Source organism: Pseudarthrobacter sp. MDT1-56 (assembly GCF_059383555.1).
Map to the genome: position 1 here is coordinate 530258 of NZ_JBWZCK010000001.1, position 25607 is coordinate 555864.

Consider the following 25607-nt stretch of genomic DNA (forward strand, 5'->3'; position numbering starts at 1 on the left):
GCACCGCGAATGGACTGAAACCATGATCAGCGCCTACACCGGAACCCAGATACGAGAGGTTGAGAACGGCTTCATCCAGACAAGTCTGCAGGCCGGTGCGGGCGCTGTTCTTATGCAACGGGCCGCCTACGGGCTGGCCAGCGCGGTGGTCCGCGAACTCCGGGTCCGCGGGGAGCGCCTCTACGGCGCCAGCGTCACGGTGCTCGCCGGCAAGGGCAACAACGGCGGGGACGGGCTGTTCGCGGCCGCCATGCTGGCCGGCCGCGGCATGCGGACGACGGCGGTCCTCACCGCCGGGGAGGCCCACCCGGAAGGACTCGCGGCCTTCGAAAAGTCCGGCGGCCGCGTGATCCGCCTGACGCAGGGGAATGTCACCGCCGCCGCCGCAGCAGCCGCGTCATCCGGCATCGTTATTGACTCTGTCCTCGGCACCGGCGCGCAGGGCGGGCTCCGGGGCCCTGCCGCGGAGCTGATCGAGGCGCTTGGGCGCTCCCGGCCAGGACTCGTGGTGGCCTGCGACGTTCCCAGCGGCGTGGACGCTGACACCGGGGAAGCCCATCCCCCCGTACTCCGCGCGGAGCTGACCGTGACCTTCGGGGCGGCCAAGGCCGGAGTGCTGGCCGATCCCGGAGCGGACTTCGCCGGCCGTGTACAGGTGATCCCGATCGGGATCGAGTCAGCCCTGCCGGAACCGGCGCTGCGCCGGCTGCAGTCCGAGGACCTCGCCGTGCTCCTGCCCCACCCCGAGCGGCGCTCCCACAAATACTCCCGGGGCGTCCTGGGCGTCGTGGCCGGCTCGCAGCAGTACCCCGGCGCCGCGGTGCTGGCGTGCCGCGGCGCGCTGGCAGCCGGCGTGGGCATGGTGCGTTACCTCGGCCCTCCGGAGGTCGCGGACCTGGTCCGCCGGTCCTGCCCGGAAGTCGTGTGCGGCTCCGGCAGCGCCGCGGACGCCCACGTCCAGGCCTGGCTGCTGGGACCGGGGATCGACGAAGACGCCCACGAGCAACTCCAACGCGTCCGTGACGCCGCGGCCACCGGGCTTCCCGTCGTGGCCGACGCCGGGGCGCTGCCGGCGCTTCCCCGGAACCTCACCCCGCAGTTCGTGCTGACACCGCACGCCGGCGAACTTGGGACCCTGCTGGCGCGTTACGGCGCCGCCCCCGGCCGCACCGGAGTGGAGGGCGCCACCCTCGCGGCCGCCCGGCGGGCCAGTGACCTCACCGGGGCCACCGTCCTGCTCAAAGGCGCCACGACGCTCGTGGCCGCTCCCTCGGGGGCAGTCTTCAGCCAGGACGACGCGACCCCCTGGCTGGCAACCGCCGGCAGCGGGGACGTCCTGGCCGGCATCCTGGGAACCCTGCTCGCGCAGCTGGCCGGGGCCACCGGGACATTCGCTTCCCTCGGGATCCGCGCCGACGACCGCTGGGCCGGCATCGCGGCACTGGCCGCCAGCGTCCACGGCCGGGCCGGAAGCCTTGCCTCGGACGGAGGGCCGGTGACGGCGTCGGACGTCGCGCAATCCGTGCGGGAGGTCATCGCGAAGCTGTAACAAACGCGCACGCCCCGTGCGCCGAGTCAATTGGTAACCCTACTTACAAGTAGTCTGTCTAGAGAATTTTCGCCACGCACGAGGAGTACACATGGAAGTCTGGCCCGGATCGGCATACCCGCTGGGAGCCACCTTTGACGGCACCGGCACCAACTTTGCCCTGTTCAGCGAACGTGCCGAGCGGGTGGAGTTGTGCATCCTTGCTGATGATCTGACTGAAACCCGCATCGAACTGACCGAGGTGGACGGCTACGTGTGGCACTGCTACCTGCCGCACATCCAGCCCGGCCAGAAGTACGGCTACCGGGTCCACGGCCCGTACGAGCCCGAGAACGGCAACCGCTTCAACCCGAACAAGCTGCTGATGGACCCGTACGCCAAGGCCATCCAGGGCCAGATCGACTGGGATCCGGCGCTCTTCACCTACGAATTCGGCGACCCCGATTCCCGCAACGACAGCGACTCGGCACCGCACACCATGCACGGCGTGGTCATCAACCCGTTCTTCGAGTGGGACGGCGACCGCCAGCCGCGGATCCCCTACCACCAGTCGGTCATCTACGAGGCCCACGTCAAGGGCCTGACCGAGCTGCACCCGGAGGTCCCCGAAGACCAGCGCGGCACCTATGCCGGCGTCGCGCACCCGGCCGTGATTGACCACCTGAAGAAGCTCGGCGTCACCGCGATCGAACTCATGCCCGTGCACCAGTTCGTCAACGACGGCACGCTCGAGGAGAAGGGCCTCAACAACTACTGGGGCTACAACACCATCGGCTTCTTCGCCCCGCAGAACACCTACAGCTCCTCCGGCGACGTCGGGCACCAGGTCCAGGAATTCAAGGCCATGGTCCGCGAGCTGCACAAGGCCGGCATGGAAGTGATCCTGGACGTGGTCTACAACCACACCGCGGAAGGCAACCACCTCGGGCCCACCCTGTCCTTCAAGGGCATCGACAACCAGGCCTACTACCGCCTCGTCGACGACGACCTGAAGCACTACATGGACTACACCGGCACCGGAAACTCCCTCAACGTCCGGCACCCGCACTCCCTCCAGCTGCTGATGGACTCCCTGCGCTACTGGGTGACGGAAATGCACGTCGACGGCTTCCGCTTCGACCTTGCCTCCACGCTCGCCCGCGAGTTCTACGACGTCGACAAGCTCTCCACCTTCTTCGAGCTCATCCAGCAGGACCCGATCGTGTCCCAGGTCAAGCTGATCGCCGAGCCCTGGGACATCGGCCCGGGCGGCTACCAGGTGGGCAACTTCCCGCCGCAGTGGACCGAATGGAACGGCAAGTACCGCGATACGGTCCGCGACTTCTGGCGCGGCGAGCCCTCCACCCTGGGCGAATTCGCGTCCCGTCTGACCGGCTCCGCGGACCTGTACGAAAGCTCGGCGCGCCGTCCGGTGGCATCGATCAACTTCGTCACCGCCCACGACGGCTTCACCATGCGCGACCTCGTGTCCTACAACGAGAAGCACAACGACGCCAACGGCGAGGGCAACAACGACGGCGAATCCCACAACCGGTCCTGGAACTGCGGCGAAGAGGGAGACACCGACGACGACCGCGTGCTGACCCTCCGGGCCCGCCAGCAGCGCAACTTCATCGCCACCCTGCTGCTCTCGCAAGGTGTCCCGATGCTCCTGCACGGTGACGAACTCGGCCGCACCCAGCAGGGCAACAACAACACCTACTGCCAGGACTCCGAGCTGAGCTGGATCCACTGGGACGCCATGGACCAGCCGCTGGTGGAATTCACCGCCGTCGTCAACAAGATCCGCCACGACCACCCGACGTTCCGGCGCAGCCGCTTCTTCGACGGCCGCCCGGTCGTCCGGGGTGAGGGCGAGAAGCTGCCGGACATCGTCTGGCTGAAAACGGACGGCACGGGAATGCTGCCGGAGGACTGGGACAGCGGCTTCGGCCGGACCATCGGCGTGTTCTACAACGGGCACGGCATCCAGGAACAGGACTCCCGCGGCCGCCGGATCACCGACGACAACTTCCTGCTCGCCTTCAACGCCCACGACGACGACGTGGACTTTGCGCTGCCGGCCGAGGAATACTCACCGTTCTGGGACGTCCTGGTGGACACCGCGGACCAGGCCGACACCGAGGAACCGCTCAAGGCCGGGTCGGTACTGAAACTCGGAGCCAAGTCCATGGTGGTGCTCCGCGCCCACTCCGGCCCCGAGGTGGAAGTGGACTACTCCGCGGCCGCGTCGCTGGCATCCATGGCCGAGCACGAGGACGCCCACGAGGAGATGGTGGAGGCCCAGGACGAGGCCGCCGCAGCCGTCGAGAAAGCCGCCGCCAAATGAGGACACCCGTCTCCACCTACCGGCTTCAGATCCGGCCCGGCTTCACCCTGCAGGATGCTGCCGAGACCGTGCCCTACCTGAAGTCACTTGGCGTGGACTGGATTTACCTCTCGCCGATCCTGACGGCGGAGAAGGGCTCGGACCACGGCTATGACGTCACCGACCCCTCCGCGGTCGACCCGGACCGGGGCGGACCGGAGGGCCTGATCGCTGCGTCAAAGGCAGCACGGGACGCCGGGATGGGCGTGCTCGTCGACATCGTGCCCAACCATGTCGGCGTCGCAACCCCCGTGCAGAACCCGTGGTGGTGGTCTCTGCTCAAGGAGGGGCAGCGGTCCCACTACGCCCCGGCGTTCGACGTCGACTGGGACTTCGGCGGCGGCCGGATCCGGATCCCCGTGCTGGGAACGGACTCCGACGTGGACGCGCTGGAAATCAAGGACGGGGAGCTGCGGTACTACGACCACCGCTTCCCGCTGGCCGAGGGAACCTATACCGCAGGTGACTCCACTGCGGATGACCCCCGCGAGGTCCACGACCGGCAGCACTACGAGCTGGTCGGGTGGCGCCGGGCCGACAACGACCTGAACTACCGCAGGTTCTTCGCTGTCAACAGCCTGGCCGGCATCCGGGTCGAGCTCCCGGAGGTCTTCGATGAGGCCCACGCCGAGATTGTCCGCTGGTTCCGCGACGGGCTGGTTGACGGACTCAGGATCGACCACCCGGACGGACTGGCCGATCCGGAGGGCTACCTGCGCCGGCTCCGCCAGGTCACCGGCGGCAGTTACCTGCTGATCGAGAAGATCCTGGAGCCAGGGGAGGTGCTGCCGGCGGGCTTCGACTGCGAGGGAACCACCGGCTACGACGCCCTAGCGGACGTGGACCGGCTCTTCGTCGACCCCGCCGGGCAGGACGCCCTCGACGCGCTCGACACCGAGCTGCGGGGCGGCCAGGCGGCGGACTATGAGGAGATGATCCGGGGCACCAAGCGCCGGATCACGGACGGGATCCTCCACTCCGAGATGCTCCGGCTGGCACGGCTGGTGCCGTCCGGAACCGGTCTCAGCGTCGAGGCGGCCGCCGATGCCCTGTCCGAAATCATCGCCGCCTTCCCGGTGTACCGCAGCTACCTGCCCGAGGGCGCGGATGTCCTGACGGAAGCGTGCGAACTTGCCGTCCGCCGTCGTCCGGAACTGGCAGACGCCGTCGGGCAGCTGCTGCCGCTGCTCCTGGACGCCGGCCCGGAACCCGGCGCCGAACTGGGACGCCGCTTCCAGCAGACCTCCGGCATGGTCATGGCCAAGGGCGTGGAGGACACTGCGTTCTTCCGCTACACCCGGCTGGGCACCCTGACGGAGGTCGGGGCCGACCCCACCGAGTTCTCCGTCGATCCGGACGAGTTCCACCAGCGGATGGCACAGCGGCAGGCCGAGCTTCCGCTGTCCATGACCACGCTGAGCACGCATGACACCAAGCGCAGCGAAGACACCCGGGCCCGGATTTCCGTGCTCGCGGAACTGGCACCGGAATGGCGGGCCGCCCTGGCCCGGCTGCAGGAACTGGCGCCGCTGCCCGACGGGCCGCTGGCCAACCTGTTGTGGCAGGCCATTGCCGGTGCCTGGCCCGCGGACCGTGACCGGCTGCAGTCGTACGCGCAGAAGGCAGCCCGGGAGGCCGGCAACTCGACCGACTGGCTGGACCCGGATGCCGGCTTCGAGGAGAAGCTGGCCGCCGCCGTCGACGCGGCCTTCGACAACCCACGCGTCCGGGCGGAACTGGACTCCCTCGTGGAGCTCCTGGCGCCCTACGGGGCCGTCAACTCACTGGGCGCCAAGCTGGTGCAGCTGACCATGCCGGGCGTCCCGGACGTGTACCAGGGCACCGAGTTCTGGGACCACTCGCTGACGGATCCGGACAACCGGAGGCCGTTCGACTACGGCGAGCGGCGCGCGGCCCTGGCCGCGATCGACGCCGGCGACCGCCCGGCGTCGTACACCGACGACGCGGCGAAGCTCCTGGTCACCTCGCGGGCGCTGCGGCTGCGCCGCGACCGCCCGGAACTGTTCACGGGCTACCGCCCCGTCGCGGCAACCGGCTCCGCCGCCGGGCACCTGGTCGGCTTCGACCGGGGCAGCGCGGCAGGTGCGGGGGCCGTCACGCTCGCGACCCGGCTGCCCCGGGGACTGGAGCAGCAGGGCGGCTGGCGGGACACCGCCATCCACCTCGACGGGACCATGACCGACGAACTGACGGGCGCCACCTTCGGCCCGGGTGCCGTGGAGGTGGCCGCCATCCTGGCCAGCTACCCGGTTGCCCTGCTGGTACCCGCCAAGCACTGACTGAACCACCGATATACGGAAAGCTGTGATCACTTTGCCTGCTGACGGAAATGACCGCTTCGACCTTTGGGCGCCGGAAGCGGACACCGTGACGCTGCTGGCCGACGGCCGGCAGTACCCGATGACACGACGGCCCGGCGGCACCGGCGGTGACGGTGACGGCTGGTGGACCGCACCGGACGCCCCGGCCGGCGGGGACGTCGACTACGGCTATTTGCTCGACGGGGACACCACACCGCTGCCGGACCCGCGCTCCCGGCGGCAGCCCGAGGGCGTCCATGCGCTGTCGCGCACGTTCGACGCCGGCAGCCACGAGTGGGCGGACGGGCAGTGGCAGGGCCGCGGGCTGCAGGGGGCCGTGATCTATGAGCTGCACCTGGGGACCTTCACCCCCGAGGGAACGCTCGATGCGGCCATCGGCAAGCTCGACTACCTGGTGGAGCTCGGCATTGATTTCGTGGAGCTGCTGCCGGTGAACGGCTTCAACGGCACCCACAACTGGGGCTACGACGGTGTCCTCTGGTACGCCGTGCACGAAGGCTACGGCGGACCCGCCGCGTACCAGCGCTTCGTGGACGCCGCCCATGCGGCCGGGCTCGGCGTCATCCAGGACGTCGTCTACAACCACCTCGGCCCCAGCGGAAACTACCTTTCCCGCTTCGGGCCGTACCTGAAGTCGGGGGAGGGCAACACCTGGGGCGACTCGGTCAACCTCGACGGCGCCGGCTCCGACGTCGTGCGCAGCTACATCCTCGAGAATGCCGCGATGTGGCTGCGGGACTACCACGTGGACGGGCTGCGGCTCGATGCCGTGCACGCCTTCAAGGACGAGCGGGCGGTCCACCTGCTCGAGGAGTTCGGTGCGCTCGCGGACGACGTCTCCGCCGAAACCGGACGCCCCGCCACGATGATCGCCGAGTCGGACCTCAACGATCCGCGGCTGCTCTACCCGCGGGACCTTAACGGCCACGGCCTGGCCGGGCAGTGGAGCGATGATTTCCACCACGCCGTGCACGTCAACGTCAGCGGCGAGACGACCGGCTACTACGAGGACTTCGGTTCCCTCGAGGCCCTGGCCAAGGTCCTGGTGGATGGCTTCTTCCACGACGGCAGCTACTCCAGCTTCCGCGGGCGGCACCACGGCCGGCCCATCAACACCGGCCTGGTCCACCCGGCGGCGCTGGTGGTCTGCAGCCAGAACCACGACCAGATCGGCAACCGGGCCACCGGCGACCGGCTGTCCCAGACCCTGGGCTACGGCCAGCTGGCGCTCGCCGCCGTCGCGACCCTGACCTCGCCGTTCACGCCGATGCTGTTCATGGGTGAGGAATACGGCGCCACCACACCGTGGCAGTTCTTCACCTCGCACCCGGAGCCGGAGCTCGGCAAGGCCACCGCGGAGGGCCGGATCCGGGAGTTCGAGCGGATGGGCTGGGACCCCGCCGTCGTGCCCGACCCGCAGGACCCGCAGACGTTCACCCGCTCCAAGCTCAACTGGGACGAAGCCGCCGAAGGTGACCACGCCCGGCTGCTGGAGCTGTACCGCCAGCTGATCGCGCTGCGGCGCTCGACGCCGGAGCTCGCCGGCCTCGGCTTCGAGGACACCGCGGTGGCCTTCAGCGAGGCCGACGGTTGGCTCCGACTGCGCCGCGGCGACGTGGAGGTCGCGATGAACTTCTCCGCCGAACCGCGCCGGATCGCCGTTGCCGGTGCCTCGATCGCGCTGGCCACCGACGCCGGCGCGCAGCTCGGGGACGGCCAGCTCGACCTGCCCGGCCACAGTGCCGCCATCATCTCGAAATAGGACAGGACACAGTACGTATGACTTACGTTGCAGCAGATACCCGGTACGACTCCATGCCCTACCGCCGCGTGGGACGCAGCGGGCTGAAGCTCCCCGCCATTTCGCTCGGCCTGTGGCACAACTTCGGCGACGACAAGCCCTTCGAGACCCAGCGCGCCATCCTGCGCCGGGCCTTCGACCTTGGCGTCAACCACTTTGACCTGGCCAACAACTACGGACCGCTGGCCGGTTCCGCCGAAACCAACTTCGGCCGCCACCTCAAGGATGACTTCGCCCCCTACCGGGACGAGCTCATCATCTCCACCAAAGCCGGCTACAACATGTGGCCGGGACCGTTCGGCGAATGGGGCTCGCGCAAATACCTGCTCGCCAGCCTGGACCAGTCGCTGAACCGCATGGGCCTGGACTACGTGGACATCTTCTACAGCCACCGGCCCGACCCGGAAACGCCGATGGAAGAGACCATGGGCGCCCTGGACCACGCCGTCCGCTCCGGGAAGGCCCTGTACGCCGGCATTTCCTCCTACACTCCGGAGCAGACCCTCGAGGCCGCCCGGATCCTGAAGGAGCTCGGCACCCCGCTGCTGATCCACCAGCCGAGCTACTCCATGCTGAACCGCTGGACCGAAAACGGCAGCCCCAACCTGTACGAGGCGCTGGAACAGGTGGGGGCCGGCTCCATCGCGTTCTCGCCGCTGGCACAGGGCATGCTCACCGACCGCTACCTGAACGGGATTCCGGCCGATTCACGCGCCGCGCAGGAGAAGTCGCTGGCCGAGGACAGCATCACCGAGGACAAGCTGGACCGGGTACGGGGACTGCACCGGATCGCCGAGGGCCGCGGGCAGACCCTCGCGCAGATGGCCATCGCCTGGATCCTGCGTGAGCAGGGCAAGGGTTTCTCCGTGACCTCCGCCCTGGTCGGCGCGTCCAGTGTCCGGCAGCTCGAGGACACCCTGTCCGCGATCAACAACCTCGACTTCACCGCCGCGGAGCTGACGGCGATTGACGAGTTCGCCGTCGAGTCCGACATCAACCTGTGGGCCCAGAAGTAACTTCCCCCGCCCGCGAGTCATACAGACGGTGCGGCGGCCGGGAACAACCCGAGCCGCCGCACCGTTGACTAGAATGCTAAGGGCGCCGTATGGCGCCGTGCCCGCTGCCGCCGTCGTGCATCAGAGTACTTCCGCGCCGGGCACATGAAGTTGTCCCCAAAGGAGTTCCGTGTCTTCACATCCGATTCGTGTTGCAATCGTCGGCGTAGGTAACTGTGCCACCTCGCTGGTCCAGGGCGTCGAGTACTACCGGGAGGCCGACCCCAAGGCCACGATTCCGGGGCTGATGCACGTGGAGTTCGGCAAGTACCACGTCAACGACGTCGAATTCGTTGCCGCTTTCGACGTCGACGGCAAGAAGGTGGGCCTGGATCTCGCCGACGCCATCCTGGCCAGCGAAAATAACACCATCAAGATCGCCGACGTCCCGCCGACCGGTGTTACCGTCCAGCGCGGCCCGACCCTCGACGGGCTCGGCAAGTACTACCTCGAGACCATCGAGCAGTCCACGGAGGAGCCGGTCGACGTCGTCCAGGCCCTCAAGGACGCCAAGGTCGACGTGATGGTCTGCTACCTGCCGGTCGGGTCGCAGGAAGCCGCGGAGTTCTACGCCCAGTGTGCAATCGACGCCGGCGTTGGCTTCGTAAACGCCCTGCCGGTCTTCATCGCCGGCACCAAGGCCTGGGCGGACAAGTTCACCGCCGCCGGCGTGCCGATTGTGGGCGATGACATCAAGAGCCAGATCGGTGCCACCATCACGCACCGCGTCATGGCCAAGCTGTTCGAGGACCGCGGTGTCACCCTGGACCGCACCTACCAGCTGAACGTCGGCGGCAACATGGACTTCAAGAACATGCTGGAGCGCGACCGGCTCGAGTCCAAGAAGATCTCCAAAACGCAGGCCGTTACCTCCAACGTGGAAGCCGAACTGGCCGCCAAGGACGTGCACATCGGCCCATCGGACTACGTCCAGTGGCTCGATGACCGCAAATGGGCCTTCGTCCGCCTCGAGGGCCGCAACTTCGGCGACGCCCCGGTGTCGCTCGAATACAAGCTGGAGGTCTGGGACTCGCCCAACTCCGCCGGCGTGATCATCGACGCCATCCGCGCCGCCAAGATCGGCCTGGACCGCGGCATCGGCGGCCCGCTGCTCTCCGCCTCGAGCTACTTCATGAAGTCGCCGCCGGAGCAGTTCAACGACGACCTCGCCCGTGACAAGGTCGAGGCCTTCATCCGCGGGGACCTGGAGCGCTAGACCCGTTCTTCCCCCCCGTTGCCCTATCACTTACGGTGCCCAAACCCCTGGTTTGACCGCTACAAGTGATAGGGCAACCGGCGTTTAATAGGGGCGAAGGGCGGCCCGGACTCGTTGGACCGCGCCGCGGAAGTCATCTGCCAGATCATCGGAGTTGAACTTGAAATACCGCCAACCAGCCGCGTTGAACGATTCGTCGCGGCGGTTGTCGCGGGACTGTTGTTCGCGCGTGCGGTGGTGGCCGCCGTCGTACTGGATGGCGACCCGCTGCCTCCGGTAGCCGAGGTCCGTAGAGGGGGAGTAGGGGTCGCCCGGCACAATCCGGAGCTGCAGTTCTGGCTCCGGCAACCCGGCCGCGGTCAATTCCAGGCGCAGGAACGTCTCCGGTGCGGAGTCCGAACCCGGCCGGATCAGCTCCAGTGCCTGGCGTGCTTTGACGATTCCCTTGAGTTTCGGGTGCCGCCTGAGCATGGCCGCCAGCTGGGGGAGAGTCGCCCACGGCTCGGTGCGGCTCTCCAACTCAGGGCGGGGCTGCCGCACCAATTGGTCGCCGACCGCGACGAGATCCTTCAGCGGCAGGATGCGGGCAAGGTCCAGCCAGGTCCGGGCGGGAGTTGAAATCCGGATTCCGTCCCACACCATGAGCTCGTCGTCGAACGCCAAGACGGTATGCCCGACCACACCCTCACGCCGGACCGGCGGCAGAACCCTGGGCTTGCTGAGATGCAGTTCCCGGCACCCGCGGAACCAGGCCGGGAGCCACAGGCCCAGCAACATCGCGGCCGTGAGGTGCGAAATCCACGCGCTTGGCGTCGCGACCGACAGGGCACGGGCCAGACCACGGAGTTCAAACTCCCAGCCGGTGGGCAGATAGAGCAACCGGCCTGCCGTCGCGAGATCGCCAGCGCGGAGCCGGGAGCTGCCCAGGGCCGCAGCCCGTGCCTCGTAGACGGTGAACGGGGCTGAGGCGAGGTGGGCCGGCAGGGCTGCTGGTGGGCGCATGCGGACCATTCTTATCCGAACGCCGGATCCCCGCTCCGGTTATCCACAGTGCCCTGTTGAGCTATCACTTTTGGTCGCCATTCGCCGGAAATGACAGCCAAAAGTGATAGGGCAACGGGGTTAGAAGAGGCCGACGGGGTTTCCGTCGGCGTCGACGTCCATGCGCATCGCGGCGGGGACCTTGGGGAGCCCCGGCATGGTCATGACCGCGCCGGTGAGGGCCACGATGAAGCCGGCGCCGGTCTTGGGAATCAGGTCGCGGACGTGCACGGTGAAACCCTTCGGGGCGCCAAGCCTGCTCGCGTCGTCGCTGAAGGAATACTGCGTTTTCGCCATGCAGACCGGGAAACCGGACCAGCCGTTCTTCTCGATCTCCGCGAGCCGCTTGAGCGCCGGGACGGAGAAATCCACGCCGTCGGCGCCGTAGATCTCCTGCACGATCGTCCGGATCTTGTCCTCCACCGACATCTCCAGCGGGTACAGGTGCCGGAAGGTGTGCGGCGCGTCGATGGCCGCGGCGACCTTGGCCGCAAGTTCGTCGCCGCCGTCGCCGCCGCCTCCGCGGCCCCAGACATCGGCCACGGCCGCCTGGACGCCCTCCGCGGCGCACCATTCCAGCAGCCAGTCCAGCTCCTCGCGGGTGTCGGTGGCGAACTTGTTGATCGCCACGACCGGCGTGATGCCGAATTTCTCCACGTTCCGCACGTGGCGCTGAAGATTGACGACGCCGGCGGCCAGCGCGTCCACGTTGGGCTCCTTGAGCTGGTCCTTGGGGAGGCCGCCGTGCATCTTCAGGGCCCGGACGGTCGCCACGATCACCACGGCGGACGGGGCGACGTCGGCGACGCGGGACTTGATGTCCATGTACTTTTCCGCGCCCAGGTCCGCGCCGAAGCCGGCTTCGGTGACGACGATGTCCGCCAGGCTGCGGGCGGTCTGGGTGGCGATCAGGGAATTGCAGCCGTGCGCGATGTTGGCGAACGGTCCGCCGTGGACCAGGGCCGGGGTCCCGGCGATGGTCTGCACCAGGTTCGGCTTGATGGCGTCCTTGAGCAGCATGGTCAGGGCGCCCTGGACACCGAGCTGGGCGACCGTGACCGGCTGCCGGTCGTAGGTGTAGCCGAAGGTGATCCGGCCCAGGCGCTCCCGGAGGTCGGCGAGGTCCGTGGCGAGGCAGAACACGGCCATGATCTCCGAAGCCACGGTGATGTCGAAGCCGTCCTGCCGCGGGATGCCCTGCGTCGGGCCGCCGAGGCCGATCACGACTTCGCGCAGCGAGCGGTCGTTCATGTCCAGCACGCGTTTGAAGGTCATCCGGCGCGGGTCGATGTTCAGCTCGTTGCCCTGGTAGATGTGGTTGTCCACGAGCGCCATGAGGGCGTTGTTCGCCGAGGTGACGGCGTGGAAATCGCCGGTGAAGTGCAGGTTGATCTCGTCCATCGGCAGCACCTGGGAGTAGCCTCCGCCCGTGGCGCCGCCCTTCATGCCCAGGATCGGCCCGAGCGAGGGTTCGCGCAGCGCGATCATCACCTTGTGGCCGGCGCGGGCCAGGGAATCCGCGAGGCCCACCGTCGTGGTGGACTTGCCTTCACCGGCGGGGGTGGGGGACATAGCCGACACCAGCACCACCTTGCCGGCCGCGCGGGACGCACCGCCGGGCAGTGAACCGGCGAGCTTGGCAGGATCGATCTTCGCCTTGTAGCGGCCGTGGAAGTCCAGCGCTTCGGCGTTGATCCCGGCCGCTGCGGCAATCTCCTCGATCGGCCGCATTGTGGCCCGCTGCGCGATCTCAAGGTCACTCAACGCGGCGGCACGGGCAGCGCCTGCGGCTGCGGTGGCGGCTGATCCGGGAGTCGTGGTTTCAGACATCGTTGTCCTTTGGCTCGTGGCGTCGGTGGGTGTTCCGGCCAGTGGGTTCAGGCCGCTGTTACCGGCCTATGGTTCCGGGTGAGGGCGTGTGGCCCACCGGAATGGTCAGGTTTCCAAAATACTGGCTCAACGCGGTGTGGTAACTCTCCAGCGTGATGGCGGCGGTGCGTTGCCAGCCGAATTCCTGCGCGTGCAGGGACGCCGCGCGGCCCATGTCCTCGCGGGTCGCGGGGTCGTCGTGCAGGGCTTCCAGGACGTCGGCCCAGTCGGCGGCCTTGTGGCCCTCCACAAGCATCCCGGTCCGGCCGTCGAAGATGGCACGGGACAGTCCGCCGACCTTGGTGGCGACCACCGGCGTCCCGCAGGCCTGGGCCTCCAGCGCCACGAGACCGAACGATTCGCTATAGGACGGCATCACCACGACGTCGGCTGACCGGTACCAGCCGGCCAGCTTCGGTGCGCTGACCGGCGGATGGTGGGTGACGACGTCGTCCATTCCGGCGGCGGTGATCAGCGACTTCAGGTCGAAGTCCTTGGCCCCGCTGACCGCGCCGACGATGGTCAGCTGAAGGTCGATGTCCGGACGCCGGGCCCGGAGCAGGGCGGCGGCCTTGACCAGGATCTGCGGCCCCTTGAGGCGCTGGATCCGGCCGGCGAACAGCAGGTGGAAGCGGCCTGGCGGCACCCCGTGCGCGGCCCGGGCCCGGCTGCGGAACGCCGGCGTGAAGATGTCCAGGTCGACGCCCGGCGGGGCCACATCGATGTGGTCGTTGTCCGCGTTGTAGTGCGAGACCAGTTCCGCCGCTTCGGTGCCCGTGTTGGCGATCAGCCGGGTGGCGCCGTCGACAATCCGCTGCTCGCCGTCCTCGCGCCGGCGCGGCTCGGGCTGCTCGCCGGAGACCAGCAGCAGGTTCTTCACCTTGGCCATGGTGTGCATGGTGTGCACGAGCGGCCGTCCCCACAGGCTGGCGAGCTCAAGACCGGCCACCCCGGAGACCCAGTAGTGCGAATGGATCACGTCGTAGCGGCCGTGCGGCTGGAGCTGCCGGATGCGGTCGATCTCGGCGACCATGCTGTGCAGCAGTTCGGGAAGTTCTTCCTTGGGCAGCTTCCGGGCCGGGCCCGCCATGACGTTGTGCACGCAGACCCCGGGGGAGGGGTGCTCGACGGCGGCCTGGCCGGCGGAGGTGGACCGGGTAAAGATCTCCACCTCGACGCCGGTTTCGGCGAGTGCCGCGGCCAGCGCGCGGATGTACACGTTCATGCCACCGGCGTCACCGGAACCGGGCTGCTCCATCGGCGAGGTGTGCAGGGAAAGGAAAGCCACGCGGCGGATCAGCGACATTCTTTTCCCTTCCTCCCTGGAACTATTCCCTGGAACTCTTCGCGGGGCCGGGCCAGGTGGACATCCCCTTGCGGGCACGCCCTGGTTAATACGCCCGGAACTGCATTTCGATAAAACACTACTCCTGAAAATCCCGCGGGTTCATAGGCCGGTGGGCGGCGCCGGTCACAGAGCCGGGCGTGCTGCTAACGTGACGGCTGTGAGCACAAGCGAAGAAACCGATTCCACCGCCCCGGACTGGGCCATCCGCCCGGCCACCGGCGCGGACTGGCCGGCGATGTGGGAGATCCTCGAACCCGTGATCAGGGCCGGGGAGACCTTCACCTGGGACCGGGACACCACCGAGCACCCGGCCCGCGAACGGTGGTTCAAACAGCCCCCTGGTCACACCTTCGTCGCGGCGGGCCGGGGGGAGCTCGACGGCTTGATCCTGGGCACCGGCGAGCTGCACGCAAACCAGGGCGGCGGCGGGAGCCACGTCGCCAATGCCGGGTACATGGTCCACCCGGCGCACGGGGGCAAGGGGGTGGCGCGCGGGCTGTGCGCCTACTCGCTCGACGCGGCGCGGGCGGCCGGATTCCGTGCCATGCAGTTCAACGCCGTCGTGGAAAGCAACGTCCGGGCCGTGGCCGCCTGGCAGTCCCTGGGCTTCGAGGTGCTGGCCACGATCCCGGAAGCGTTCCTGCACCCGCGGCTGGGCTACGTGGGCCTTCACCTGATGTACCGCAGGCTGTAGCGGCAGGGACTCAGGGCTTCCCGCGCCAGAGTCCCTGCAGTTCCGGGAACGCGTCCTCGTACCCGGCCAGCAGTTTGGCCGCAAGGTCCGCGGAGCCGACCAGCGGGTGTCCGGCGAACGCCGCCAGGGCGGCTTCCCGACGGCCGGCCCCGGTCGACCCCGCGTCCCGGCTGGTGGCCGCCACGACGAGCCGTTCGACGTCCTTGACCTGCCGGAGCAGGGCCAGCTGGGCAGGAGCCGGTCGCTCCTGCGCCAGCGGCGCCACGCCGTCGGGCGTCACCCGGCAGGGCACCTCGACGACGGCTTCCGCGGGCAGCCCCGGGATCGCCGGCGTCGCTGCGCCCCCGCCGGCGTCGCTGGTGGTGTTCGGGGTGTTCAGGATCAGCTCCGCCGCGCCGCCGCCGGAGAGGGCGCGCATCACCGCTAGGGCGACGCGTTCGTAGCCGCCGCCGGCCAGGTCCGTCTCATCCCGGCGCTCGCCGGCGGCACGTGCCTCGGCGAGATATCCCTCCTCTCGGGAACGGCGCGCGGCGTCCCACAGCCCGTAGGCCTCCCGGCCGGCCGCCGCGAGCCGCGGATAGAGCTCGGACTGCTGCCGGTCGATGGACTCGCCGCGGGTCGCGGGGGAGGACCGGATGCCGGCCAGGGCGCGTTCGGTCTCGTAGTAGTAGTACAGATATTCGTTGGGCAGGCACCCCAGCTCGGCCAGGAAGGGCTGCGGAAACAGGCGTCCCTCCTCGAACCCGGCCAGGGCGTCCGCATCGGCCAGCAGCCCGGGCAGTACGTCGCGGCCGCCGGACGCCAGACGGTACAGCCAGCCGAGGTGGTTCAGGCCGTAGTAGCCCACGCCGTCGAGCTTTCCCTCGGGCAGCGCGACGCTGGCGGCCCGCGCCGCCCGGTGCACCAGTCCGCTGGCCGAATCGCAGATGCCGACCACTTTGCGGCCGAGCACCGGAACCAGGGCTTCGGTGACCATGCCGGCCGGGTTCGTGAAGTTCAGCAGCCACGCGTCAGGGCAGTGCTGCCGCATCTGGGCGGCGAGGTCCAGCATGCGGGGAATGGACCGCAACGCATAGGAGATGCCGCCGGCTCCCGTGGTTTCCTGGCCCAGGAGTCCCAGGTCCAGGGCCACCCGCTCGTCGGCGGTGCGGCCGGCTGTCCCGCCGGGGCGGATCGCGGCAAACACTAGGTCCGTGCCGGGCAGCGCCTCGGCCAGGGAGGTGGTGGCGCGGATTGCGGGAGGTGGCGCGGCGCCGGGCGGGTGCTGCCCCGCGAGCGAGGCCAGGACCGCGTTGATGGCGGCGAGCCGGCCGGGATTGACGTCGTACAGCACCAGTTCTCGGACCAGCCCGGCGAAGGGGCCCGCGCAAAGTGCCCGGTAGACCAGCGGTACCCGGAATCCGCCGCCCCCGGCAATCATCAGCCGCATGTCGACAGTCTATGCACAGCGGCACGTTCCGGGCCCCCGCGGACGCTTTCCTGCGGTACCCGGACGGCGTACTGTGCATATATGGACGCGATACCGACGCGGCGCTTTGACCCGCTTTCCTCCGTCCGGATCCCGGCGGCGGAGGGCTTTGACCTGCTGCTGACCGGGACCGTTTTCCAGGACATCATCTTCACCGGACTGCCGCATGCGCCGGTCGCCGGAACCGAGATCTGGAGCGACGGGATGGGCAGCTGCCCCGGCGGTGTGGCCAACCAGGCCATCGCCGCGGCACGGCTGGGCCTGCGGACCGGGCTGGCGGCAGCGTTCGGTGATGACGGCTACGGCGACTACAACTGGAAGATCCTGGCCGGACAGGAACACGTGGACCTGTCGCTGTCCCGGAAGATCGCCGGCTGGCACTCCCCGGTCACGGTGTCCCTCAGCGTGGACCACGACCGGTCCATGGTGACCCACGGCCACCCGGCACCGGTGACCTCCAGCGAACTGGTCGGCTGCCCGCCGCCGGCGCTCGCCGCCGTCGCAGAGCTCGGTGAGCAGCTGGAGCCGTGGGCGCTCGACGCGCACAAGGCCGGGGTCCGGCTGTTCGGCGACGTCGGCTGGGATCCCACGGGAGCCTGGTCCTCCGCACGGCTGGACAACCTGCAGTACTTCCATGCTTTTATGCCGAACCAGCATGAGGCGATGGCTTTCACCGGCCACGACAATCCGTGGGCGGCGCTCTACGCCCTGGCGGACAAGGTGCCGGTCGCCGTGGTGACGCTCGGGCCCCAGGGGTCTATGGCTGTGGACTCGGAAACGGGCGAGGAGGAGTGGGTCCCGTCGCTGCCGGTGCCGGCCTTCGACCCGACCGGCGCGGGGGACTGCTTCGGCGCCGCCTTCATCGTCGGCTGCCTCGCGGGCTGGCCGCTCGGCGACCGGCTGCGGTTCGCCAATCTCTGCGCCGCGCTGGCCGTACAGGAGGTCGGCGGCTCGCTGGCCGCACCCGGCTGGGGGGACATCGCGGACTGGTGGCAGCGGGCCAACGCCCGGAAGGAACGCCAGAGCAGCCAGTGGCTCCGGCGCTACCGCTTCCTCGAGGACATCGTCCGGGACGTGCCGCAGGAAGCGCAACGGCGGGCGACGGCGACCATCGCTCACCTTTCGGACGCGTAGCCGCCTCTCCCTCCCACTGGACATGCCCTCCGCGTGGGCCCAGGAGCGGACATGCTGCCATTGTGCCCAATGGCGGGCGTGAGGACTGGGCATGTCCCGCGGGAGGGGTAGGGCCCGGGAACGTGTGGCCACTGGACATGCCCTCCGTCCGGGGCCAGGAGTGGACATGCTGCCATTGTGCCCAGTGGCGGGCGTGAAGACTGGGCATGTCCCGCGGGAGGGTTCGGGCCCGGGAATGCGTGGCCACTGGACATGCCCTCCCTGCGGGCCCAGGGATGGACATGATGCCATTGTGCCCAGCGCCGGGCGTGAAGACTGGGCATGTCCACCCGGGGGAGGCTGCCACGGGCCCTGAATTAAGCCGGATGCGCGGCCACCCCTAGAATCGTTAAGTGACTTACCCAGCAGCAACAGGTGACTTCCGGCCCGTTCCGGAGGCTCCGCCGGCCTATGCCGAGGAGCGCTCGGCAATAATCGACCTCGAAGCCATCCGGCACAATGTCCGCCGCGTGGCGTCCGTGGCATCACCGGCGCAGGTGATGGCGGTGGTCAAGGCCGACGCCTACGGCCACGGCGCCGTCCCTGTCGCCCGGGCCGCGCTCGGCGCCGGCGCCAGTTGGCTGGGAACGGCCCACATCTCCGAGGCCCTGGCCCTGCGCGCCGCCGGCATCGAGGCACCCCTGCTGGCCTGGCTGCACACCCCGGAGAGCAATTTCGCCGCCGCCGTGGCTGCGGGGATCGACATCGGCTGCTCGGGCTGGGAGCTGGAACGCATTGTTGCGGCCGCCCGCGAGCAGGAACGGCCGGCCCGTGTGCACCTTAAGATCGACACCGGGCTGGGCCGCAACGGCGCGACCCTGGATGCCTGGGACAGCCTCGTGGGCGAAGCCATGGACTACCAGGACCAGGGCCTGCTGCGCGTGGTGGGCATCTTCTCCCACCTGGCCGTCGCCGATGAACCCGAGCGCCCGGAAACCGACGACCAGCTGGCGGCCTTCCGCGAAGCCCTCGCCATCGCCCAGGACGCGGGCGTGGACCCCGAGGTACGGCACCTCGCCAACACCCCGGCCACCCTGTCCCGGCCCGACACCCACTTTGACCTGGTCCGCGTGGGGCTGGGCCTGTACGGACTCTCGCCGTTTGAGGGGCAGAGCTCGGAGGAACTGGGCCTGCGCCCCGCCATGACGGTCCGCACCGTCGTTTCGCACTGCAAGGATGTGCCCGCCGGCCAGGGCGTCTCCTACGGACTGAACTACCGCACCGGCGGCGCGAGCACGCTGGGGCTGATCCCGCTCGGCTACGCCGACGGCGTCCCCCGTATCGCCACCGGGGGACCGGTCCGGGTCGAGGGCGTGAATTACCCCGTGGTGGGGCGCATCGCGATGGACCAGATGGTGATCGACCTGGGCCCGCTCAACGTTTCGGCCGGCGGCCGCAGCGTCCTCGGCGCCGAAGCCGTGCTGTTTGGCAACGGCGACGACGGCGGGCCCACCGCAGAGGACTGGGCCCAGGCCGCGGGCACCAACAACTACGAGATCGTGACGCGGATCAGTCCCCGGGTGCCGCGCCGCTACGTCAATGAAGATCCCTCCAGCGGCGAGCAGCGGCCGTGAGCGCGGCGGCCTGGGAACAGACCCTGCAAGTCGGGACCGCGGACGAAACGCACGCGCTCGCGGCGGTCCTCGGCGCCCAGCTCCAGGCCGGTGACCTGCTGGTCCTCACCGGGGAGCTGGGAGCGGGCAAGACCACCTTCACGCAGGGCCTCGGCGAGGGCCTGGGGGTCCGGTCCGGAATCATCTCGCCGACGTTCGTGCTGGTCCGGATCCACCCGAACCTGCCCGATGGTCCGCGGCCGGGTGGCCCGGACCTGGTGCATGTTGATGCCTACCGGCTGGGGTCGGCCTCGGAAATCGACGATATCGACCTGGAGAACACGATGGACAGCGCCGTGACCGTGGTGGAATGGGGCCGCGGCCGGGTGGAGCACCTGAGTGAGAGCCGGCTCGAAGTGGACCTGGTCCGCAGTCTCGGCGGCGCCCAGTCTCCGGAATCTGCCCAATCCCCGGAAACAACCGAACACGCTGAGGTGCTGGATTTTGACACCGACGACGACGACGAACCGCGCACCATCGTGATCCGTGGCTTCGGTCCGCGCTGGGTGGCCCCTCCTGTCCTCGCCGCGGCCGCGGCGCCCGTGCAGGCTGCGGCCGCGCCTGCCCCTCCCGCGCCGCAGCGCCCGCCCCATACCCCGGAAGGGAACTGATGCTGATCCTAGCCATCGACACTTCGGCGGTGGCCAGCGCCGCGCTCGTCTCCGACGACACCCCTGAATCCCTCGTGGGAAGCTTCGCCACCGAAGACACCCGGAGCCACGCCGAGGTGCTGGCGCCGGGAATCGAGGCGCTCCTCGCCGAAGCCAGCCTGAGCGGCGCCGACATCGACGCGGTTGTCACCGGCGTGGGGCCGGGCCCGTTCACCGGACTGCGCTCGGGGATCGTCACGGCCCGCACCCTCGCGTTCGTCTGGGGCAAACCGCTCTACGGGCTGATGAGCCTGGACGCCATCGCCCTGGAGGTGGCGGAGTCCACCGATGCGGCGCCGGAGTTCATCGTCGCCACGGATGCCCGGCGCAAAGAGGTCTACTGGGCCCGGTATGCCCTCAGCAGCGGCCAGTTGCCGCAGCTGCTGGACGGCCCGCACGTCGGTTTTGCCGCGGACCTTCCCGATCTTCCGGTCTACGGCGCCGGCGCCGGCCTGTATGCCGACGTCGTGAAGGCCGTCCCGGCATTCAGCGACCGCCAGCCGGAGGCCCTCTCGCTGGGCCAGTTCGCGCTGGCGCGGCTCGCCGCGGGGGAGCAGCTGCTGGACTCCACCCCGCTGTACCTGCGCGAATCCGACGCCCAGGTCCCCGGCCCGCGGAAGCGGGCGCTGTGAACGCCCGGTCCGCAGGACAGAGCGCAGCACAGGCCTCGGCACAGGCCACGGGGGCGGCCGCAGGACCGGCCACTGACCCGGCGCGGCTGCCCGGCGGGGTGACCCTGCGGGACATGACCGCCGCGGACATCCCGGCTGTGCACGAGCTGGAGTGCAGGCTGTTCCCGGTGGACGCCTGGCCGCGGCAGATGTTCGACGCCGAGCTGGCGCAGGCCGAGACCCGGCGCTACCTCGTGGCCGAGCGTGCCGGGCAGATCGTGGGCTACGCCGGGCTGATGTGCATCGAGCCGATCGCCGACGTCCAGACCATCGCCGTCGTGCCGGAGCAGGAAGGCCAGGGGATCGGTTCGGCGCTGCTGACCGAGCTCATCCGGGAAAGCCGGCTGCGGCGTGCCGAGGACGTGCTCCTGGAAGTCCGGGCCGACAACCCCCGCGCCCAGCAGCTCTACCGCCGTTACGGATTCGAACAGATCCACGTCCGGCCCCGCTACTACCGCGACGGCGTCGACGCGCTGATCATGCGGCTCCGGCTCGGCACCCCCCACCCCGACACCACACCCAGGGAAGCAGACCGCCCATGAACAGCACCCAGCTCGGCCGGCCGCTGGTCCTTGGCATCGAATCCTCCTGCGACGAGACCGGCGTCGGGATTGTCCGCGGAACGCAGCTGCTGACCAACACCGTGTCCTCCTCCATGGAGGAACACGTCCGGTTCGGCGGCGTGATCCCCGAGATCGCCTCCCGAGCGCACCTGGACGCCTTCGTCCCCACCCTCCGCGAGGCGCTGACCGAGGCCGGAGTGACCCTGGAAGACATTGACGCGATCGCCGTCACGTCCGGTCCCGGGCTGGCGGGCGCCCTGATGGTTGGCGTCTGCGCTGCCAAGGCGCTCGCCGTCGCGACGGGCAAACCGCTCTACGCCATCAACCACCTCGTCGCGCACGTCGGCGTCGGGCTGCTGCAGACGGACGAAGGCGCGCAGCCGGCGAACGCCCTGCCGGAAAACCTGGGCGCCCTGCTGGTCTCCGGCGGTCACACCGAAATCCTGCGGATCCGGAACATCACCGGGGACGTTGAGCTGCTGGGGTCCACCATCGATGACGCTGCCGGCGAGGCCTACGACAAGGTGGCGCGGCTCCTGGGCCTCGGTTATCCGGGCGGCCCGGCCATCGACAAGCTGGCACGCATGGGCAACGCCAAGGCCATCCGCTTCCCTCGCGGACTCAGCCAGCCCAAATACATGGGAACCGCGGAGGAACCCGGCCCGCACCGCTACGACTGGTCCTTCAGCGGACTCAAGACCGCCGTCGCACGCTGCGTGGAGCAATTCGAGGCCCGCGGCGAGACGGTGCCGGTGGCGGACATCGCCGCTGCCTTCCAGGAGGCCGTCGTGGACATCATTACCTCCAAAGCGGTGCTGGCCTGCCGGGAGAACGGCATCACCGAGCTGCTGCTGGGCGGCGGCGTGGCGGCGAATTCACGGCTGCGCCAGCTCACCGAACAGCGCTGCAGCGCCGCCGGGATCCGGCTGACCGTCCCGCCGCTGGCCCTGTGCACGGACAACGGCGCCATGGTCGCGGCGCTAGGCGCCCGGCTGGTGATGGCGGGGATCGCGCCGAGCGGCATCGGCTTCGCGCCGGATTCCTCGCTGCCGGTCACCACCGTCTCGGCCTGAGCCGGTCCGGCGACACGACGGGCCGGCCTAGGCTTCGGGGCCCTTGCGCATCTGCTGGACCAGGTCCAGGACGACGGCGCGCAGGTCGCCGCCGTGCTCGGCCGCCACGCGCCGCTGCCGCTGGTACCCGGCGCCGCGCTCGATGATCTTCAGGACGTCGGCCAGCTCCGTGACGCAGCCCAGTTTCACGGCGACGGGTTCGAGCCGGGCGACCGTCTCGCGGATGTGATCCGTGACGAGCTGTTCGTTGCCCGCGGCGTCGAGGATGATGATGGCGTCCAGGCCGTAGCGGGCCGCACGCCACTTGTTCTCCTGCACATGCCAGGGCGGCATGGTGGGGATGGTGCCGCCGTTGTCCAGCGTCGTGGAGAACTCGTCGACGAGGCACTGGGTCAGGGCGGCGATGGCGCCGACTTCCTCCAGCGTGGCCAGGCCGTCGCAAATGCGCATCTCGATGGTGCCGAAATGCGGGACGGGCCTGATGTCCCAGCGGATTTCGGAGAGTGAGTCAATCACACCGGTGGTGAACATGTCCTGGGCATAGGACTCGAAGTCCTCCCAGCTGGCGAACTGGAAGGGCAAACCGGCGGTGGGCAGCTGCTGGAACATCAGCGCGCGCTGCGAGGCGTACCCGGTGTCCTCGCCGCCCCAGAACGGGCTGGAGGCGGAGAGCGCCTGGAACTGCGGGAAATAGTTCACCAGGCCGTCCAGGACCGGGAGCACCTTGTCCCGGCTGTCCAGGCCCACATGCACGTGGACACCGTAAATCACCATCTGGCGGCCCCACCATTGCGTGCGGTCGATGAGCTTGGCGTAGCGCGCCTTGTCGGTCACCGGCTGCAGCTGCGGGGGACTGAAGGGGTGGCTGCCGGCGCAGAACATCTCGACGCCCATGGGATCGGTGACATCACGGACGGCGGCAAGGGAACTGCTGAGGTCCGCTTTCGCTTCCGCCACGGTATTGCAGATGCCGGTGACCAGCTCCACCGTGTTCAACAGCAACTCCTGCTTGATGTGCGGGTGCTCGTCGTCCTCGTTCAGCTCGGGGTGCCGCGCGGCGACCCCGCGGAGAACCTCATTGGCCACGGACGCCAGTTCCCCGGTTTCCGCGTCCACAAGGGCAAGTTCCCATTCCACACCAAGAGTTGATTGCCTGGATGAAGCGAAGTCAATCTTCATGTGGTCCCTTCATTGTTGTGCTGTCCGTTTCCCTGCCCCGTCCGGCTTTCGTCTTGGGCGGATTTGCCGGACAGTTGGCGAGGCAACGGTGGCTCAAGTCTAGTGCAGGGGTAGCATCGAGCCGGTGGCCAGATTGCAGCGAAAACGTGAAAGTGTTCACAAACGACCCCGGAGCGCGGCGGTACTGACGGCAATTTTGGGGCTGGTCCTCGGAACCGCCTCCTGCTCGGAGCCTCCGACGCCGGACCCTTCGGCAGACTCCGCGCCCCCCGCACCCACAGCACCGACCGCGCCGGCACCACCGCCGGCGCCCCCGGCGCCACCCTCCGATCCGTCCGCAACGCTGCCGGACGATCCAGCGACATTCCCGCGCGCAGGGATCCGGCCGCTCGGTTGGGGGCCACAGCAGCGGGACGCGACGGCCGCGGCCAGGGCCGTTGCCGCGATGACCCTTGAGCAGCAAGCCGGGCAGGTCCTGTTGCCGTTCTACCGCGGACTCGACCATGAGGCCCAGGCCGCAGTCATCGAGCGTCTGCACCTGGCCGGATCCATCATCATGGGCGACAACGTCCCGGGCATGCCCGACGGACGGGTGGACACCGCGGCGATGCACGGCATCGCCAACCGGCTTCAGGCCGCGGCACAGGCCGGCGGCCGCAGCTGGCCCGGCCTGATCGGCGTCGACCAGGAAGGCGGCGTGGTGGCACGGCTGCGGGCGCCGCTCACCGAATGGCCCGCCCCGATGAGCTACGGCGCGGCCGGAAGCGGGCCGCTTGCCGGCGAGGCCGGCCAGGCCATGGCCTCCGAACTCGCGGCGCTGGGCTTCAACACCGACTTCGCCCCGACCTCCGACGTCACCATGGGCCCGGCCGATCCGACCATCGGGGCTCGGTCCATGTCCGGCGACGCCGACGCCGCCTCCGGCTTCGGGGTCGCGTTTTCCCAGGGGATGCTGGCGGCGGGGCTGCTGCCGGCCGCGAAGCACTTTCCGGGCCACGGCTCGGTCAGCGTCGATTCCCATGCCCGGCTGCCGGTCCAGGGCGCAAGCCTGGAGCAGCTCCGGGCCAAGGACCTCAAGCCCTTCCAGGCTGCCATCGATGCCGGCCTGCCGATGGTCATGACCGGCCACATCGCCGTTCCCGCGCTCGAGCCCGGCGTCCCCGCTTCCGTATCCAAGGCGGCCTACGCCGAACTGAGGGGGATGGGATTCCAGGGTGTGGCCGTTACGGATGCGCTGAACATGGGCGCGGTCAAGGGACGGTATCCCAACGACTCCGCCGCGCCGCTGGCCCTTGCCGCCGGCGCCGACCTGCTGCTGATGCCCGCCAACGTCGACGCGGCCCATGCCGCGATCATCGCCGCGGTCCGCAGCGGTGCCCTGCCGCCCGAACGGCTGGCCGAGGCGGCGCAGCGCGTCGTGACCATGATGATCTGGCGTGCCCGCACGGGCGCGGGACCCGGAACGGCGCCCGGCAGCGGCAGCGGCCTGTCGCAGGAAGTCTCTGCGGCGGCCATCACGGTCCTGGCGGGGCCCTGCGAGGGGCCGATCGTGCCGGCCAGCGTCCGCGTGACGGGCGGCTCGGCCCAGGACCGGGCGCGTTTCACCGCCTCTGCCCGGAACGCCGGCATCAGCATCGGCGCGGGACCGCTCGTCTCGCTGATCGGCGCCTCGGCATCACCGGCTGCGCCGCACACGCCGGCGGATGTGGCGGTGGCCCTCGACGCGCCCTGGCCACTGGCAGAGTCCACGGCCCCGGCCAGGATCGCGATCTACGGCCGGAGCCAGGGCGCTTTCGACGCGCTCGCCGCCGTGCTGGCCGGACATGCCAAGGCTCCCGGAAAGCTTCCTGTCGCCGTCGGGTCCCAACAGCCGGGAACCGGCTGCGCGTAACAGCAGGCCGGCGCGGACCGGCCTGCGTCCGGGAGCGCGGCGG

At 69.4% G+C, this 25607-nt stretch carries 19 protein-coding genes; 14 read left to right on the forward strand and 5 right to left on the reverse strand.

What is annotated here, in order from left to right; translation table 11 throughout:
• Nucleotides 1–22 precede the first annotated feature (22 nt).
• From AC50YC_RS02630 to AC50YC_RS02655, 6 genes are all read left to right on the forward strand, one after another.
• A complete protein-coding gene (locus AC50YC_RS02630) occupies nt 23–1549 on the forward strand; it encodes an NAD(P)H-hydrate epimerase (RefSeq protein WP_494952054.1) in 1527 nt (508 codons plus the stop codon).
• A 91-nt stretch (nt 1550–1640) separates the two neighbouring features.
• A complete protein-coding gene (gene glgX / locus AC50YC_RS02635; RefSeq protein ID WP_494952055.1) occupies nt 1641–3878 on the forward strand; it encodes a glycogen debranching protein GlgX in 2238 nt (745 codons plus the stop codon).
• Complete coding sequence (gene treY / locus AC50YC_RS02640) at nt 3875–6217, forward strand: malto-oligosyltrehalose synthase (protein ID WP_494952056.1); 2343 nt, start codon at nt 3875–3877, stop codon at nt 6215–6217. Before glgX ends, treY begins: the two co-directional genes overlap by 4 nt.
• A gap of 28 nt (nt 6218–6245) precedes the next feature.
• Nucleotides 6246–8021: a malto-oligosyltrehalose trehalohydrolase gene (gene treZ / locus AC50YC_RS02645; RefSeq protein ID WP_494952172.1), complete on the forward strand. Its 1776-nt coding sequence runs from the start codon at nt 6246–6248 to the stop codon at nt 8019–8021.
• Nucleotides 8022–8038: 17 nt separating this feature from the next.
• A complete protein-coding gene (gene mgrA / locus AC50YC_RS02650) occupies nt 8039–9076 on the forward strand; it encodes an L-glyceraldehyde 3-phosphate reductase (protein WP_494952057.1) in 1038 nt (345 codons plus the stop codon).
• Between the two features lie 169 nt (nt 9077–9245).
• The gene (locus AC50YC_RS02655; RefSeq protein WP_494952058.1) at nt 9246–10331 is read left to right on the forward strand and encodes an inositol-3-phosphate synthase; all 1086 of its coding nucleotides are present in this window, start codon (nt 9246–9248) and stop codon (nt 10329–10331) included.
• Between the two features lie 84 nt (nt 10332–10415).
• Here AC50YC_RS02655 and AC50YC_RS02660 read toward each other — a convergent pair whose 3' ends face one another.
• From AC50YC_RS02660 to mshA, 3 genes are all read right to left on the reverse strand, one after another.
• Nucleotides 10416–11333, reverse strand: coding sequence for a DUF559 domain-containing protein (locus tag AC50YC_RS02660; protein ID WP_494952059.1), 918 nt, complete (start codon nt 11331–11333; stop codon nt 10416–10418).
• 120 nt (nt 11334–11453) lie between these two features.
• Nucleotides 11454–13202, reverse strand: coding sequence for a formate--tetrahydrofolate ligase (locus AC50YC_RS02665; protein ID WP_494952060.1), 1749 nt, complete (start codon nt 13200–13202; stop codon nt 11454–11456).
• 58 nt (nt 13203–13260) lie between these two features.
• Nucleotides 13261–14547 (reverse strand): D-inositol-3-phosphate glycosyltransferase, encoded by a 1287-nt coding sequence (gene mshA / locus AC50YC_RS02670; RefSeq protein ID WP_494952061.1) that lies wholly within the window; start codon nt 14545–14547, stop codon nt 13261–13263.
• Nucleotides 14548–14737: 190 nt separating this feature from the next.
• On the opposite strand from mshA, the gene AC50YC_RS02675 reads away from it, so the two are divergent.
• A complete protein-coding gene (locus tag AC50YC_RS02675) occupies nt 14738–15283 on the forward strand; it encodes a GNAT family N-acetyltransferase (protein ID WP_494952062.1) in 546 nt (181 codons plus the stop codon).
• Nucleotides 15284–15293: 10 nt separating this feature from the next.
• Here the strand turns inward: AC50YC_RS02675 and AC50YC_RS02680 are convergent, their stop codons facing one another.
• Nucleotides 15294–16712 (reverse strand): family 4 glycosyl hydrolase, encoded by a 1419-nt coding sequence (locus tag AC50YC_RS02680; RefSeq protein ID WP_494952063.1) that lies wholly within the window; start codon nt 16710–16712, stop codon nt 15294–15296.
• A gap of 81 nt (nt 16713–16793) precedes the next feature.
• Here AC50YC_RS02680 and AC50YC_RS02685 point away from each other — a divergent pair, with 81 nt between their 5' ends.
• From AC50YC_RS02685 to tsaD, 6 genes are all read left to right on the forward strand, one after another.
• Nucleotides 16794–17885, forward strand: a complete 1092-nt coding sequence (locus tag AC50YC_RS02685) for a carbohydrate kinase family protein (RefSeq protein ID WP_354169424.1) — start codon at nt 16794–16796, stop codon at nt 17883–17885.
• A 392-nt stretch (nt 17886–18277) separates the two neighbouring features.
• On the forward strand, nt 18278–19498 hold the full coding sequence (gene alr / locus AC50YC_RS02690; RefSeq protein ID WP_494952064.1) for an alanine racemase: 1221 nt from the start codon (nt 18278–18280) through the stop codon (nt 19496–19498).
• The gene (tsaE, locus tag AC50YC_RS02695) at nt 19495–20148 is read left to right on the forward strand and encodes a tRNA (adenosine(37)-N6)-threonylcarbamoyltransferase complex ATPase subunit type 1 TsaE (RefSeq protein ID WP_494952065.1); all 654 of its coding nucleotides are present in this window, start codon (nt 19495–19497) and stop codon (nt 20146–20148) included. The genes alr and tsaE overlap by 4 nt, the downstream gene beginning before the upstream one ends.
• The gene (gene tsaB, locus AC50YC_RS02700; protein ID WP_494952066.1) at nt 20148–20819 is read left to right on the forward strand and encodes a tRNA (adenosine(37)-N6)-threonylcarbamoyltransferase complex dimerization subunit type 1 TsaB; all 672 of its coding nucleotides are present in this window, start codon (nt 20148–20150) and stop codon (nt 20817–20819) included. The genes tsaE and tsaB overlap by 1 nt, the downstream gene beginning before the upstream one ends.
• Nucleotides 20820–20932: 113 nt before the next feature.
• The gene (gene rimI, locus AC50YC_RS02705) at nt 20933–21400 is read left to right on the forward strand and encodes a ribosomal protein S18-alanine N-acetyltransferase (RefSeq protein WP_494952173.1); all 468 of its coding nucleotides are present in this window, start codon (nt 20933–20935) and stop codon (nt 21398–21400) included.
• Entirely contained in the window at nt 21397–22494 is a 1098-nt protein-coding gene (gene tsaD, locus AC50YC_RS02710; protein WP_494952067.1) for a tRNA (adenosine(37)-N6)-threonylcarbamoyltransferase complex transferase subunit TsaD, read from the forward strand. The genes rimI and tsaD overlap by 4 nt, the downstream gene beginning before the upstream one ends.
• Before the next feature lie 27 nt (nt 22495–22521).
• Here tsaD and AC50YC_RS02715 read toward each other — a convergent pair whose 3' ends face one another.
• Nucleotides 22522–23673 (reverse strand): glutamate--cysteine ligase, encoded by a 1152-nt coding sequence (locus tag AC50YC_RS02715; protein WP_494952068.1) that lies wholly within the window; start codon nt 23671–23673, stop codon nt 22522–22524.
• A 445-nt stretch (nt 23674–24118) separates the two neighbouring features.
• On the opposite strand from AC50YC_RS02715, the gene AC50YC_RS02720 reads away from it, so the two are divergent.
• The gene (locus AC50YC_RS02720; protein WP_494952069.1) at nt 24119–25564 is read left to right on the forward strand and encodes a glycoside hydrolase family 3 N-terminal domain-containing protein; all 1446 of its coding nucleotides are present in this window, start codon (nt 24119–24121) and stop codon (nt 25562–25564) included.
• The last annotated feature ends 43 nt before the right edge of the window (nt 25565–25607 follow it).